Origin of the sequence: Pectobacterium sp. HCp5_1 (assembly GCF_032905925.1) — a bacterium.
Classification (GTDB): Bacteria; Pseudomonadota; Gammaproteobacteria; order Enterobacterales; family Enterobacteriaceae; genus Pectobacterium; species Pectobacterium brasiliense_A.
In genome coordinates this window covers 14,577-29,512 of the sequence record NZ_JAUMIO010000007.1, presented here as the reverse complement: position 1 = coordinate 29,512, position 14,936 = coordinate 14,577, and the positions used below count along the sequence as shown (strand labels likewise).

Below are 14,936 nucleotides of genomic sequence, written 5' to 3'. Positions count from 1 at the left end.
GTATGACGGGTATAAGCGTGCTGAAAGGATCGCCAGGAATCGGCTAGCAAATAATACAATTGCCTGAAAATAGCGCAGGCGCTCCGCTTTGTGACAGAAACCCATTGACGCCACGTGGCCAATACGGTTTAATGCGCCCCGTTGCCCGGATAGCTCAGTCGGTAGAGCAGAGGATTGAAAATCCTCGTGTCCTTGGTTCGATTCCGAGTCCGGGCACCACTAATTTAAAGAAACCAGCCTAACGGCTGGTTTTTTGCTTTTGAGGAACGGGGTTCTGAACTGGGTCTCGTTCTCTACGAGCGCGTTATCCCGCCTCCCCTTTCCCATGATTCGGTCTCACACTCCGATAACGTGACGGCTAGATCTCCTCCGGTTGCTTTCCCAATGCGCAGGCAATTAACCTCTCGCCTTTGAGCCAATGTCTTGTTCAGAAATTATCTATGGGGTTGAATCGATGGCTTCTGTTTACTCTGATGAATATCAAATCGTTATCAAGGCATTACGTGAAGCACGCATTGCCAAAGGGATCACGCAGGGAAACCTGGCGCTAGCGCTGGATCGTCCTCAATCGTTTATCGCCAAAGTTGAGAACGGGGAAAGAAGGTTAGACATTGTAGAATTCATCCATATCGCCCGTTTACTTTCTCTAGACCCCGCCAGCATTATTGCTAAGATCCCTGCAAAATATAAAGCGCTTGGTTAAAGAGGATCATGGCAATGAAACGCCGGATTAGTATTGCCGTGGACAAAGATGACTATCAGATTCTGAGTGCTGCCGGAGTCAATATTTCTGGTCTGGTGAATGACGTCATAGGCAAAGAAGTCCGCCGTATTAAAACTGAAGAGTGGAAGAAGGAAAACCGCGAAGGGATGGGAGACGTCGCCCAATTTATCGCACAGCATGGTTCCTTTGCTAATGAAAACAGGAACTGGTGATCGTGTAATTCATTGTTGATCTGTAATACGCCAGCACATTGACATCATAGCAGTTAGACTCCACTCCACAGCAGTTCGTCGCTGACATGATGTTATCCTCTGGCACACGATTTTGATATTAATCATACAGATAACATAACGCCAATGTCATTACGACTTATCGATGTCGCAGGAAATTGAACCGAAGGAACGAGCCAGACATTTCTTTATCGCATGTGGCCCATTATTTTAGTAGACAGCAAGAATGGCGACCCGCTGTCACATGACATTCGCATAGAAATGAGCATACACACTCAATTCAATTCCCTGGTTCCATACCCTACGACCACCTTTCCGGCAGCAAGGCTTTTTGTTACCACGGTTCCCGCGCCGACTTTTACGTTATCACCGACTGTAATGTCGCCTAGCAGAATGGCATTGGCACCAAGCTCCACCTGATTGCCCAGCACCGGGCTTTTGGTGACATGACCTTCACGGTTTATCACGCTACCAATGGTGACCCCCTGCCGTAATGTACAGTTCGCCCCGATGATTACATCGGAATTCACCACAATACAGTGCGGATGATATATTTTCAGCCCAAAACCGATTTGAGTTCTGTGCGGAATTTCCACACAGAACAGCCACTCATTAATCACTTTATTCAGGACAACAAAAGGAACGCTGATAATTTTCAGCAGCGCGTTTGATGACTGGTAAATGGTTGAAAGGCGAAACAGCAGTATGACCAGTTTAGCTTTAATACTGCCCGCCGCTTTTATTTCACACCATACATGGCCGATATTTTTCAGCATATGAATATCTATTCTTAATTCCGTGCTCAGCGCACCGTTACCGTGGAAATTCGATACCAACCGTCAGCTTGCTTGCCCTCGTTGGCGAGATTAATTCGCGATACTCCCTTTGCGTCCAGCATCGCCATTTCAATATTATACTGCCCGGCTGGCAGCGCTTCCGGCATCGCCAATTGGTAGACGAAGGTATGCTGCCCTGGCAACCAAGTGCGAATGTCATCAGCCATTTTTCCCATACTCATTACGGTGTTGGCATCATTCACCACACGATAGGCCACATCATATTTCAGATAAATGGGCGCTACGCCGTCGTTAAACCACTGCTGGTCTAACGTCAGGCTCTGCCCTTGTGCCAGTTCAGACTCATGAGTTAACGAGGCTAGGCGAAAACGATAGCCGAGTTTGGTCAGTACGTTATCCACAATGTCCCGATATTCCGTCGGCACGCTGCGCGATTTCAGATTAATGGTGCTGGCGTGCTGTGCCAGCGCCCAGTCAAAGGCCACCTGCACTTGCGCACGAGTATAGTGCTGCACGCTCTGCCACTCCGACATATGACCACAGATTTCCAGACTCACCGGCGCACGTTGCCACGCAGCGCTAAAATTGGGATAAAGCGCCTCCGCGTTTTGCAGCCGCTGCGGGTAATCATCTTGCATGTGGCTCCATGTAGTCGAAAAATTATGCCAGTCTCCCCAGCAGTCCGCGCGCCATCCAGCACCTTGCTTCACTGCGTTGGCCAACGTGTCGCCGCCGTTAATGAGCATAATTTTTGGGCTGTTGGGAAACGCGGCAAAATACATTTCCACGTACTTATCCAACTGAGCTGATGTGTAGCGTTCAATCAGCGGCGTAATGGTCGGGAAATTGGTGTTGTGCCACTCGCCCCATGACCCCACCAACCCAATATCGATATAAGCCAAATTCGAATTACCGTCATAGCGCTGCCCAAAAGCATTAAGCAAACGCTGGCTGTATTCGATAAACACCGGGTCGTCCAGATCCGGCACAAAGGTTTTTTTGTCCGGCGTCCATTCGCCCTTGATGCCTTTTTGGAGCAGCCAGTCAGGAATCTTTGAACCACTGGCAGGCTCATCAAGCGCCATAAAGCGCAACCCCACGTTCATCGGCGGTTGATGCTGGCTAGCCAGTTCGAAAATAGCGTCCACGGCTTGAAAATTATATTGGCCTTCTGCCGGTTCGAGTTCATTCCAGTACAAGCGATCGTATTCAATGCCGGTGTTGGGATAATCAGCCAGCGACAACGTTGTACCATTACCCTTGTTAAAGCTGGCGACGCCAGTACCTGGGTTCGTTAGCGGACCAGTTAGCCCTCTGGGGGTGACGGTCGTCATCACGCCATCGGCCACACCCAATACAGAAAATAGCAAACCTCCTACAGCGATAATTTTACAATGCACTTATGACTCCTTATTTCCACATCAGCAGAAACCGGAGGTCAGTGATCCTTCAGGCTGAGCCACCAATCCCAAATTCCTAAGTGGAAATGTGGGAAAATATCAATACCCAAGGCAGACTTAATCATGTAAAGCATCAATAGCGCCGCAAGCATGCAGGACAAGCCAGTAAACAGGATCAACGCAGTCAGCAGTATGCGAAATAACGTTGACTCTTTGCGTGGACGCTTGCGGTGATCCAGACCGAACAAAAAAACGAAGTAATAGCGCCTGTTCAAAAAAGGGAAACTCTTACGCACGTCGACCCAATGCATTGAAGATGCTGTAATCGACATCACCGCCTGCTCAACGGCCAGCCGCTGTTCCGAGGTCAGTTCTGTATCGGTTTTTCCATCAAGGGCTTCATAGAAGCGCTCAATGACTAACGGGCGTTTATTCGATTCATTCACTATTAACCTATTGATTTATTTACTGCGGTGTAAACGGTCATCGTTTTTTCCGCGATGTGTTGCCAATTATACCTTTGTAAATATTCAGAGTAATCAACAGATAACGATTTAGAGCACAACGTGATTTTTTCGGATAAATCAGCCACATTTCCTACATTAAAATACGTTTCTGGCGCTAATTTCACCTCCAGATTGGCTGGAATATTGCTGACCACGACAGGCAATGAGAATGACATGGCCTCCAGCAACGCAATGGGTAACCCTTCATGATATGACGACATCACAAAGAGTTTAGCCTGTGAGAAAACAGTTTGTAGTTCCTGGCCGGTTAAAAATCCGGTCAGGATCACATTCGGGGTTTCATGGGCTAACTGTTTTAATCGCATGCTATACGCAGTGGGGTGATCGGCATCGCCAACCAAAACCAGTGGCATCGTGACGCCCGATTGCCGATAGGCCGCGATAAGATCATGCAGGCCTTTTTCTTCCACGAAACGGCCAACCGCAACCAAATAGTGTTGTGGCTGAAGAGAAAAATGCGCCAATGTTTGATGGATAACGTCCGCAGTAAGTCGCTGGGGTAGATTCACACCGTTATAGATAAGATGGGCATCATTGCGACCATATTTCTGCTTGATCATATTATTAATCACTTCAGAGATCACAATCACTTCATTGGCATATTTCACGGCAACCTTTTCACCCAGCAATAAAACTTTCTTTGCCAGGAATCCCCATTTATGGCGGTCATAGTCTGGACCATGATGAGTAAAAACCACTTTTTTACCCAGCAAACGTAAAAGCGGCACCACCAGGCCCGGACCAATAGCGTGAACATGCACCACCGTGGACTGATCAAAGCAGGTGATAAATGCCGCCAGCACCGAATGAACGATAGCCTCTAATGAACGCTTTTTCGGCGACAGTAAAGCACGAGTCATCACGCCTCGATATTGTGATTTTTTATAATTCACATAAGGTGAACGTGCGAGAACGCAAATATCTACATCGAATTGCTGTTTAATCGTCGGATATAAATTTTGGCAATGTGTTTCCACACCACCCAACACGTTTGGAATACCACGTGTTCCCAGAACGGTAATTTTCGTAGTCATATTATTTTTCGATTACTATTTCCCGATAAAGCGCCAATAGAGATTCTGTGTGTTTACGTAATGAATATTTTTCGCGAAGACGTTGGCGCGCATTTAATCCCATTTCTCTGGCTTTTTGCGGATTCAACGCCAGGTCATCCAGCACATCGGCTAATGCCTGCACATTGCCGGGTTCGAATAAAATACCGTCTATCTTATCGCGAATTTGTTCAGGTATACCGCCAATACGCCCGCCTACCACCGTTTTAGCGAATGCCATCGATTCCAGTACCGACATTGAACAGTTTTCATAGTATTCGGAAGGAACCACCACCGCGCGTGCGTATTTAATCAGCCGGTTAAGTTCTTCGCCCTGCTGTTTGTAACCCAGGAATTCCGCATGCGGAAATTGCGCGACCAAATCGTTATACAACGGCCCGCTGCCCGCAATTTTTAACGGAATTTTATTCAGCATTTGCTGATGCGCCCTGGCAAGCGTAGCAACGCCTTTCTCCCGACTCAGGCGACCAATAAACAGCAAATAACCGTCGTCTTTAACATCCTCCACCGGCAGGCTGTCATTAATACCGTTAACAATCACGTCAATACGAACATTCGGCATCTTGCGCATTAATTGGTTACGCAGAAATTCGCTGGGTGAAACGATCACATCCAGCGCCTGATAGTTTTTGGCAATATTCTGCCAGGCGCCTTCTAACGAAAGCAGTAAACTTTTCGGTGCAGAACCTTGCTGGCACCGATATTTAAAAGCGTTAAATACCGAACCGGTTAAACACGCGTCACAGACTTTGCCATCGCGCAGCATGGTGTACGAAGGGCAGATAATCTTGTAGTCATGAGCCGTTAACACGGTTTTACACCCAAATTGACGGGCAATTTTAATCAACGACGGCGTGAGCTGGTGGTAGATATTGTGAAAATGAACAATATCCGGCTTTTCTTTACGCAATAACACCAGCAATTTCTTACATGCCTCAGCATTATGAATAAAGTTAACCGCGGTTTTAATTGCCCCAATCGCACTGCTGTTTTGATGATAATCCACATTACCGACAAAATAGGGCGTGTAGTCTGACGGGAAGTTATTTTCATGCTGCATAGAGAAAGCGATAACGTCAACACCAGCCTTTTTCAGCATATCAATCTCTTGAAAATAAACCGTTTCAGCGCCGCCCTTGATATAGAAAAATTTATTGACCAATAAAACTTTCATCATACCTGCCTATTCATGAATAACCTTGCTGCTTGGTGGTGTCATAGGGTCGCGCACGGGTCTGGTTAACCCTTTTATCAATCCCGCAGAGAATACAGCCAGGTTCATCACACTCTGTCCCCCGTTCAGCAGTGAACGGTTCTTAATCGTTTTTAATACCACAAAAGCGAGTAACGGCAGCAACGCGATGCCAATAACAGCGGCGTTAAACGTCAATAAACTCATCAACAGCACCAACAAATAAACCGCAAAAACTGCTTCGTTTTTAACGATATGCAATGCCTCACGGAAATAAGGCATCCCCCATGCGCTGCGTAAAAGCTCGCCCGGTGCCCAGAGAAAACCGTTCCGCCAACGATATTGCAGCATTTTATATGTTGGCATGGTGTACGACGTGTGACGGAAATAAGGCACATTAAGTCGATGTAATTTATAGTGGGCATAGCGCAGACGAATGCCTAATTCAGCTTCTTCATAACCATGCAAGCTGCGGTTGGTGAGATAACCTATTTTTTCAATTGCCGAGCGGCGGTATAACCCCCCACCGCCTAAATGACCGCAGTCGCCCAACGGATATATTTTATGAAGGCGCTGTTTACGTGATGTAAACTCATAGTTCGCCGCGCCATCCATCTCTACTGTTCCAGCCACGCCGGCGTAAGCAGGGTGTGCGGTTAAAAATGCGATGCCCTGCTCAATAAAGCCATCTTCCAGCTCCATATCGCCGTCCATGAGCAGTAAATAATCCCCCTGACTGTACAGGTAACCAAGCTGATGCCCCACACCGCAGCAGCGTTCGGACGGTTCAGTCAGCGACACCACGGTAACGCCTTTGGCGCTGGCAAGCTGCTGCGTGTTGTCGGTTGATAAGCTATCGGCAACAATGATTTTATGGGGGTAATCCACAATATGGCGACGAATACTGTCGATGGTTTTTTCGATGCATTCCGCCTCATTGAATGTCTTAATACTCACTGAAATAAAAGGTTTATCACTCATACAGTTTTCCGATATAACGGCGGACAGAATGGCGAATCACCAGACTTGAGCCCAGGGATAAATAAAATAGGAATTGCAGCATGGGAATAATCATCAGGATCTGGCTATAAGGCAGACTCAACAGGCACCCAACCGCAAAAACGTTAAAGGCCGGAGAAAAACTCAGCAGTTGCAGATCCTGTTGGTCTAATTTATTACGATCTAACCCCGGCTTTGGCTGCGTAATGATTAAGATATAAATAATTAACCCGATGAAAAATAGCGTTCCAACCACGCCGACTTCCCATAGCAGCACACTTAATGAAGTTGAATCAATGATCAGGTTATAGATGATATTCAAAAATCCGGGAGAGACAGCGCTGCCGCTATTTGTCGCATTTAATCCATAGCCAAACAACGTGCCGGAGATCCCCCACATATCGTGATTTTTTAGCCAGAAAAATAGCGTAGTAAGACGCCCAAGTTCACCGGATTCCATAATGTAGCTGGTATCAAAAATATAATTCAATGAATCCAGAAATACGCTCATCGCGCTTTTCGTCGGGTCGCCACCAAACGCCGAGGAGTAACCCGAGGCCAAAATGGTAATCGCCACGGTAATCAGCAACGCCATGCCGGTGAAAATCAGCAAAATCGCTTTCAGGTTTACGCTATTCATGCCTTTGATGTAGCTCGGCATTAACCAAACCCAGGCCAGTAATAACGGTGAAATCAGGATCACAAATTTCACTTCCCCCAGGATACACAAGCTAAATCCCAAAACGATATGCAGCGCCGTGGATTTAAACGACGTCAAACCATGTTTAAACTCCGAGACTTTCAGCAGCATAATCAACAGGCAGAACAACCCCATCGCCGCAGTATTTCCACCGCCCATCGGGTCGCCTCCGAAAGTGCCGACTACCGAGTCCCATTTTTCGTCTTCTCCCCGCAATGCTACCCGCCGCGGCAAAACAAACAACACCTGATAAATCACCACCGGGAACTGCGCGTAGAACACCCAATACAAACTGCGGGTCACGCGATAAATCTGTGATTCGCGGCAAAATCCCAGCAGCAGGCAAAACATCATCAGCGACAATGCAACCTCGTTTTTAAACCCAACGATAGTGACGGTTATTCCGCCCTGTAACAGGGTAGATAATCCCGCCATCGCCAGAAAAGAGAGGTAAAGCGTGAGAACCATCAATTCCTGCGTATCCAACTGCAATCTATCGTAGCGAGTCTGCATAATCAGCAACCCCACCATGTTCAGCGCCAAAATAAAGGGTAACCACAGCACCGCCAGCAAACCGGTGAAATACTGCGTCAGTCCGCAGAATACCAGCGTGATAACAACATAAACCTGTAGGTAAAGCCCGGTATTCAAGATCATGGTTCTTTCATCATATTTTTCAGTCCATTAGCACGTTTGTTTACTTTGAGATAAATAAACGCGTAGCGTACAAACGTCAGCACAGAAAAAAGAATTATTGATGCGGCATAGTGATTATAAAAATAAGGTAAAATTACAAATGCGATTAATACCACACTCAATTGTTCTAATTGAATACGTAAAAAATAGCGATGAGATCCAAATATTAGTTCAATCACCGTCAGCGGACACACAGCCAATGCCGGAAATAAATAAGGCAACATATAGCGAGAGGTTGGAATGGAGTTAATCCACTCCTCGCTAAAAAATAGATGCATCACCAACGGATAGAAAATAAATACGCCTAGCGTGCAGACCACTCCCGACATCAATAATACCAGACGAATTTTTTTGAACTCATCATAGTTAAAACGTTTGTTTCTGAAATCGGCAGACCAGGTTGAAAAAATAGAATGACGCACCGCATTACCGATGATCACCACCGGAGACAAACAAAAACGGCTCACCACCGAGAAATACCCCGCCGTCAACGCGGAAAACCAAAAGTTAATCAGCATAATCGGTAAATTGCTATTAACCATCGCCAACACTTCGGCGCTGCCAACGCGGGTGAGATGATGAGCATGTTGATGAAAGAAAGCCCTATTACGTTGCGGACTAAAATGTCCAAACGTAACGGTGCGAATATTGAACGAGAACAAAATACAGCCGCTAATCAGTACCATCATGGCGCAGGCCCAGGACCAATAAAACGCGGTGGTATGTGAAGTGAACAACAGCGAAAGCACGACCACCACCGAGACGGCGAGTCGCTGAAAGGCCAGAAAACGGTAGTTACCCTCGCGCAGCGACAAATTCTCCGAGATCAGCACCAGCGCATAGGACAGCGTAAGCAGATAGAGAAAGAACACATTTCGCTGAAACAGCCATGCGGTCAACATCGCATAGGGCACCGCGGTAAGCAGGCTTTGCAGTGTGCTGAATACCACACTCTGCGCCAGTTCACCGTCTTGCTGTTTCGGAATCAGCAGTTGCGATGCAAAGGTACAGACCTGCGCCCCCACCAACACGATGCTGTAACTCAGCGCGTAGATCCCCACCTCGGCCATGTTGTATTTATGCGAAATCAGCCAGATAGACAGCGCGCCAATTAGCTGTGAAACCACCGATGAACCCGCAATGGTAGAAACGCTTTTTAGTAAACTCATCTTTTTAATAAACTCACAGGTGACCGGTACTGTCGATTAGCGCATTCATACGATGGTTCAGGGAACGTATCCCCTCTTTGGTTTCGAGGTTTTTATCCGCAACCCGATTCATTACCGCGCCAATCAGCACCGCGCGGTGCTGTTTAACTTTCTCAATGGCATTAAGCACATCACCCGTACGCCACTCGCCGGCTTTCAGCACAAAAACCACCCCGTCTATTACCCGGCTAATGAGTTGACTATCCTGCGTTTGATTCACTGCAGCAACATCAACGATTATTCGCTGATAGCGAGTTCTCAGCTCTGCCATCAACGTCACGACATGTTCGGACGACAGCATCAGTAAAGAAGACATCAAGGCATTGCCACGCGGCAGGAAGCTCAAATTTTCACTGATTGTCACCAGTGCGGCATCCAACGATGATTGCCCTTGCAGCAGTTCTGCCACACCGATAGCGGAAGGGGGCGCCATGTCTTGCGTCAGCCCGTCGTCGTTAAAAAAATCCAGGTCGATAAGCAGCGTTTTTTGGTCAGCGCTGAAAGATGTCGCCAGCAAATGCGCCAGCAACGATCGCCCTTCGCCATGCTCTGCCGAGTTGATGGCAATGGCCTGGCAGGATGGATGCGATAACAAAATGTGGGTTCGCATGCTGTGGACAATATCAACGTACAGCGGTGCTTTGGTGATCAAACGCACAACCTGTGCGCGCTTCACGCCACTGGCGAAGATGCGAATTTCCCCCACCGGCGCCACATTCAGGCGCTTTTTCATCTGGCTGATACTGTTGATTGAATTATCCAGCGCAGCTCTCACGATGAAGTAAACCACCGAGAAAATCAGGGTTAGCATGACCACCATCACCAGCAGCATCGCTTTATTAGGTTTCGACGGGTGGTCCGCCGGCACGGCAGGGTCATAAAGTACCGCGTCCGGCTCTAAATAGTTACCAGCCAGCGTCTGCTCTTTGGTGCGCTGATAGAGCGCCTTATACAGCTCTTTTGTTTTATCCAACGTGGTGATCAGGTTATTGTATTCATCACGTTTAGACGCCAGCGTTTGGAAATCCGCTTTCTGTTTCTCCAGCAGTTGCTGATAATATTTTTCATCCCTCAACGCCGCCTGATACTGCTTATTTAGCCCCGCTTCCAGTTCGAGTAACACGGTGTGGGTCTGCTCTTCAATCGCCTGAACCTGGGCTTCGGCTTCTAAAATTTTGGTATGCTTCAGCCCGTAGCGTTTCCGTAACTCGTATAAAGAACGCCGAGCCTGAATCAGCGCAATGCGCAAATCCTGAATTTGGGCATGATTAGAAATATCAGGCAGAGAAATGATGTTTTCCAGCGACGTACCCACATTCAAACGCACGCTGTTGTAGTTCGTTTCAGCCCTGATGCGACGTTGGGTGGCATCCGCTAACTTGGTGGTGACGATCCCCAGTTGTTCAGTTTCGAAGCCATCCACGCCGCGGAAAGTCAGCAGCCCTTCTTTCTTCAGAAATTGGTCGATGACGGCCTGTTGCTCAACGACTTGCTGCCACACCTCTTCCATCTGTTTTTGGTTCAATGTTTTGGCTTTCAGTGTCTTGAGGTGCTTTTGCCTGGCCGTATAGTCAATAAATGCCTGCGCCGCGCCGTTAGCGATGTCGGCCGCCAGCTCAGGCGACGCCGATTCGTATGAGATAGTGGCGAGGTGCGTGGTGCGAACGCCAGTGATAGTGAGGTTTGCCACTATCGAATCCAGTGCGTGATCGACCCGCTGTTGCGCATCGCCACGGTTATCCGCGTTTTTGTCTGTACCGCCATTAAACGCTGGGTTTTGATCCAGCTTGATGTCCCGCACGGCTTGTTCCAGCACAATACGCGACTGCATCAACGCATACTGGGTTTCGTAATAGCCGCTACGGGTGGAATCATAACCATCGACCTGCGGCAAAGGCGAAACGTTATCCTGCTGTGCTTTAAGCAGTACCGTTGCGGTCGACACATATTTGGGCGTGATCATGCTAATCAGCGGGTAAGCCACTACCGCCACAATCAGGCCGGCCAGCACGATCTTCCAGCCGTTCTGTTTGATCTCTTGGGCAAATCTGGAGAAATCGATGATGCTTTCCAGTTTGCTGCCATTTTCCACGAGAGATAGACTCATGGTCAGAAAAAGCTCATACCGACAATCACGGTATCGCCAGGATGAACGACACGTCTTACATCAACATTTTCAATCAGTTGATTGCTATTCGATAGACGAATACCCACATCCTTGCGGTCTGCGCGATCGGTAAATCCGCCGGCCAGCGCCAGCGCTTTTTCAACGGTTAAGCCCGGCTCGTAGGCATATCCGTTCGGTTTCTCCACTTCACCAGTGATATAGAATTTCCGGAACTCGGCGATGCTGACCGTCACCATCGGATTTTGCAGATAATCGCCGCGCAGGCGATTAGCCAACTCCTCGCCCACCTGCTCTGGCGTTTTCCCTTTCAACACCAGTTGACCAATGTAGGGGAAGGTAATCGCGCCGCTTTTATCCAGCATGAACTTCATCGTCATCTCCGGCTCGCCGTACACCAGAATATTGACAGCATCGCCTTCATCTAACGGATAACCGATGGTTTCACTTTCAGGTTTGTCCATTTGCCGCTGGCTCGGCGGGGAGCACCCCGCTAGCCAGACGCTGAGGCACAGGAAAATGCACAGTTTTATTATTTTCACGTTAGATCTGTACCTTAGCCGTAAACATAATCAGAGAGTTATCACGGCCCAGCATTCTGACGACCTGGCGATCGTCGTTAGGGCCAATAAAGAAAGAATCGCTATCTTGATTGGAACGTAGCGTGTTCCGTTGATACGTTAATTCAACGTTAATAGAGGGCCTGAAGTTATAGCTCATGGCGAAGGTGAACGCCCTGTTTCTGTCTTTACGATCTCGCGGGTAATTCTTGTAAACGTCCGTCAGGTATGAATAGTCAAACGTGGTGGAGAAACGATCGACGAGCCAAAAGTGCTGATAAGAGATGCCGTATTTAGAAACCAGGATATAGCCGCCGATTTCTGACGGGTCTTTGATATGCTGCGACGTATATACGGTAAAAATGGATTGTTTAAGTGGTTTCCACTCCGTCTGAACATCCCAGTTTATCCCGCTAAAATCCCTGGCGTTCGAGTTATTATTGAATGTCTTGTATAGCCAGGACACATTGGCATCAATACCGGTTTTTCCCGTAAGCTGCGATTTAATGCCGTATTCCAGATAATATTCATCACTATCTTTTTGCGAATCGATTTCATAACGCCGCTGATTACCAATAAAACGGTAGCGAAAGCGCGTTGCCGACGAGTATTGGTCAGATAATTCGACGATCAAACCGTTCTCGTGCCATTCCTGCCCAAGAACATAGTTATAAAAATCAATATCGGTATTTTTAATATCCTCCGTGCGGCCTAACCGCAGTTTTCTAAACAGCAGCGCAACGTCGGCTTTACCGCGCCCTTTCAGCGCGCCATAGCTATAACGCAATTCACTGTTGAAAAGCGCGGTACTCAACGGCGAATGAATACCGAAATCGCTGAACTGTTGTGGTCGAAAACCTTCGGTCATACCGCGCCCACGCATTTCGTGCCCAAGCGCCTCCTCAAGACTGAGCGTTAATCCATGCCTCAACCCGTAGCGCCATGCGCCATTAAAGCGAAAGAAATGGTCGGTGTAATTATCCGCCGGATCGCTGTCGTAACGACGATAATCACCGGAATACATCAACAGATATTGATCCTGATAGCGCGCGCCAATGGCCTTAATCATTGGCCTGACGCTCTGAAAATGAGAACTCACCGCGTCCCGGTCATCAGCCTGATAGGTCACGTTATTCTCATGCCCATAGTCCAGCCCCACCTGGCTTTGAAAATCAATACCGGCGACACCGATATGCGATTTCGGCATCAGGTCGGCCCAGGATGGGTGGGAGATTATCATTCCAGCGGCGATGATCAATTTAGTACGCATTTTCACCGATAAAGCCTTTGAAAATGGTCCTAAAGATAATTTTGATATCCAACCAAAGGGACCAACTCTGAATATAGGCAATATCGTAGTGAACCCGTTTTTCCATTTTATCGAGGGTATCCACTTCGCCGCGATAACCATTAACCTGCGCCAAGCCTGAAATTCCAGGCTTCACTTTATGGCGAATCATGTAATTCTCGACTAACTGGCGATACTGCTCGTTATGCACGACGGCATGAGGACGCGGGCCAATAATCGACATCGTCCCTTGCAATACATTGAAAAATTGCGGCAGTTCATCCAGCGAAGTCCGGCGTAAAAATGCGCCAAAACGCGTAACACGCGGATCGTTTTTAGTCGCCTGCGTCACGACGCCGGCGTTTTCCATCACGTGCATCGAGCGGAATTTCCACACTTTGATTTTATTGCCGCTCAGGCCGTAACGATCTTGCTTGAATAACACCGGCCCCCGTGACGTCAGTTTGATACCAATAGCAATCACCAGCAGCAATGGCGAAATCATCAGCGTAATAACGCCACCAATCACTAAATCCTCAACGCGCTTAATCACCGAGCCAATACCATCAAACGGCGATCTGAAAATACTGATGGTCTGAATGTTATTGATGGAGCGAAACTGCGATACGTATGAGCTGTAGGAATAAAGATCGGGAATGATATAGGTATCTACCGTCGTATCGGACATCATCGACAGAAAATAACGAATACGCTGTAGCGCAACCATCGGCAGCGCAATATAAATCTCATCCACTCTGCCCGCTTTAGCTTCTTCAACCAGTTTGCTAACTTTGCCTTTAAATTGGCTCTTAAACAGATAGCCACAACGGGATGGGCTACGATCGTCGTAAAAAGCCAATTCTAACTGCATGTTGGCATACTCTTTAAGCAATGCTTTTTCCGCCGCTAACCCACCGGGCGTTAATCCCACAATAGCAATTCGGATTCGTTTTTTAGTCGTAAATTTAAACGTAATTAAACGCGTAATGTAGAGGCTACATAGCGAAAGAATATACCAGTACAGCGTTGCGGAAAAATAGATATTATCGAATTGATGCAATAGACCCAGCGAGTACAGCGTACCGGCATAATTCCTGACTAACTCCACAAAGATGACCGAAAATAATGCGGAACCCCACAGTCTTCGCTGCCCACCGGTCTGCATATTTTTAAGGCCATGATGATATAGACCAGTATATTCCCCAATAAGTAAAAAAGAGGTTGAGAATAGCAGGCTAATCATAATGACATCATCGAAAGCGCCCATCATAAATAGACTAGCGCTGATTATTAATGTTAAATTGATTGATAAAAAGTCCATCAATTTAATAACAAAAAAATCATTTCCATAGGAAATATTTATCCGGTTAGTAGACACTTTTTTATCTTAATCCATTAAGTTTTTTATTATTGGCAT

At 47.4% G+C, this 14,936-nt stretch carries 14 protein-coding genes, 1 tRNA gene and 1 pseudogene; 3 read left to right on the top strand and 13 right to left on the bottom strand.

The window, feature by feature from the left end; all coding sequences use genetic code 11:
• Nucleotides 1–143: 143 nt before the first annotated feature.
• Nucleotides 144–219: transfer RNA gene (locus Q3A88_RS07450), tRNA-Phe, on the top strand.
• Between the two features lie 139 nt (nt 220–358).
• Here the strand turns inward: Q3A88_RS07450 and Q3A88_RS07445 are convergent.
• A pseudogene (locus Q3A88_RS07445) lies at nt 359–427 on the bottom strand (transcriptional regulator); the annotation flags it as partial.
• 27 nt (nt 428–454) lie between these two features.
• Between Q3A88_RS07445 and Q3A88_RS07440 the strand changes: the two are divergent.
• Nucleotides 455–703, top strand: a complete 249-nt coding sequence (locus Q3A88_RS07440) for a helix-turn-helix domain-containing protein (protein WP_010299606.1) — start codon at nt 455–457, stop codon at nt 701–703.
• A 14-nt stretch (nt 704–717) separates the two neighbouring features.
• Nucleotides 718–936, top strand: a complete 219-nt coding sequence (gene ccdA, locus Q3A88_RS07435) for a type II toxin-antitoxin system antitoxin CcdA (protein WP_317177670.1) — start codon at nt 718–720, stop codon at nt 934–936.
• Between the two features lie 293 nt (nt 937–1,229).
• On the opposite strand, the gene Q3A88_RS07430 is transcribed toward ccdA, so the two are convergent.
• From Q3A88_RS07430 to Q3A88_RS07375, 12 genes are read right to left on the bottom strand one after another with little or no spacing between them, the layout of a single operon-like run.
• Nucleotides 1,230–1,730, bottom strand: coding sequence for a serine acetyltransferase (locus tag Q3A88_RS07430; protein ID WP_014914371.1), 501 nt, complete (start codon nt 1,728–1,730; stop codon nt 1,230–1,232).
• A gap of 26 nt (nt 1,731–1,756) precedes the next feature.
• Nucleotides 1,757–3,151 carry a DUF4832 domain-containing protein gene (locus Q3A88_RS07425; protein ID WP_317177669.1) on the bottom strand — a complete coding sequence of 465 codons (1,395 nt, stop codon included), beginning with the start codon at nt 3,149–3,151 and terminating at the stop codon, nt 1,757–1,759.
• Nucleotides 3,152–3,189: 38 nt separating this feature from the next.
• Nucleotides 3,190–3,597, bottom strand: a complete 408-nt coding sequence (locus Q3A88_RS07420) for a hypothetical protein (RefSeq protein ID WP_039510884.1) — start codon at nt 3,595–3,597, stop codon at nt 3,190–3,192.
• Nucleotides 3,598–3,599: 2 nt separating this feature from the next.
• The gene (locus Q3A88_RS07415) at nt 3,600–4,712 is read right to left on the bottom strand and encodes a glycosyltransferase family 4 protein (protein WP_233989980.1); all 1,113 of its coding nucleotides are present in this window, start codon (nt 4,710–4,712) and stop codon (nt 3,600–3,602) included.
• A 1-nt stretch (nt 4,713) separates the two neighbouring features.
• Nucleotides 4,714–5,925 carry a glycosyltransferase family 4 protein gene (locus Q3A88_RS07410; RefSeq protein ID WP_317177714.1) on the bottom strand — a complete coding sequence of 404 codons (1,212 nt, stop codon included), beginning with the start codon at nt 5,923–5,925 and terminating at the stop codon, nt 4,714–4,716.
• Between the two features lie 9 nt (nt 5,926–5,934).
• Complete coding sequence (locus Q3A88_RS07405) at nt 5,935–6,924, bottom strand: glycosyltransferase family 2 protein (RefSeq protein ID WP_110163531.1); 990 nt, start codon at nt 6,922–6,924, stop codon at nt 5,935–5,937.
• Entirely contained in the window at nt 6,917–8,299 is a 1,383-nt protein-coding gene (locus Q3A88_RS07400) for a capsular biosynthesis protein (RefSeq protein WP_110163530.1), read from the bottom strand. Before Q3A88_RS07400 ends, Q3A88_RS07405 begins: the two co-directional genes overlap by 8 nt.
• Nucleotides 8,296–9,507: a capsular biosynthesis protein gene (locus tag Q3A88_RS07395; RefSeq protein ID WP_317177668.1), complete on the bottom strand. Its 1,212-nt coding sequence runs from the start codon at nt 9,505–9,507 to the stop codon at nt 8,296–8,298. The genes Q3A88_RS07400 and Q3A88_RS07395 overlap by 4 nt, the downstream gene beginning before the upstream one ends.
• 13 nt (nt 9,508–9,520) lie before the next feature.
• Nucleotides 9,521–11,653 (bottom strand): GumC family protein, encoded by a 2,133-nt coding sequence (locus Q3A88_RS07390; protein WP_110163528.1) that lies wholly within the window; start codon nt 11,651–11,653, stop codon nt 9,521–9,523.
• Between the two features lie 2 nt (nt 11,654–11,655).
• Nucleotides 11,656–12,213 (bottom strand): polysaccharide biosynthesis/export family protein, encoded by a 558-nt coding sequence (locus Q3A88_RS07385; RefSeq protein ID WP_110163527.1) that lies wholly within the window; start codon nt 12,211–12,213, stop codon nt 11,656–11,658.
• Between the two features lies 1 nt (nt 12,214).
• The gene (locus tag Q3A88_RS07380) at nt 12,215–13,501 is read right to left on the bottom strand and encodes an outer membrane beta-barrel protein (RefSeq protein ID WP_110163526.1); all 1,287 of its coding nucleotides are present in this window, start codon (nt 13,499–13,501) and stop codon (nt 12,215–12,217) included.
• Entirely contained in the window at nt 13,491–14,840 is a 1,350-nt protein-coding gene (locus Q3A88_RS07375; protein ID WP_317177667.1) for an undecaprenyl-phosphate glucose phosphotransferase, read from the bottom strand. The genes Q3A88_RS07380 and Q3A88_RS07375 overlap by 11 nt, the downstream gene beginning before the upstream one ends.
• Between the last annotated feature and the right edge of the window lie 96 nt (nt 14,841–14,936).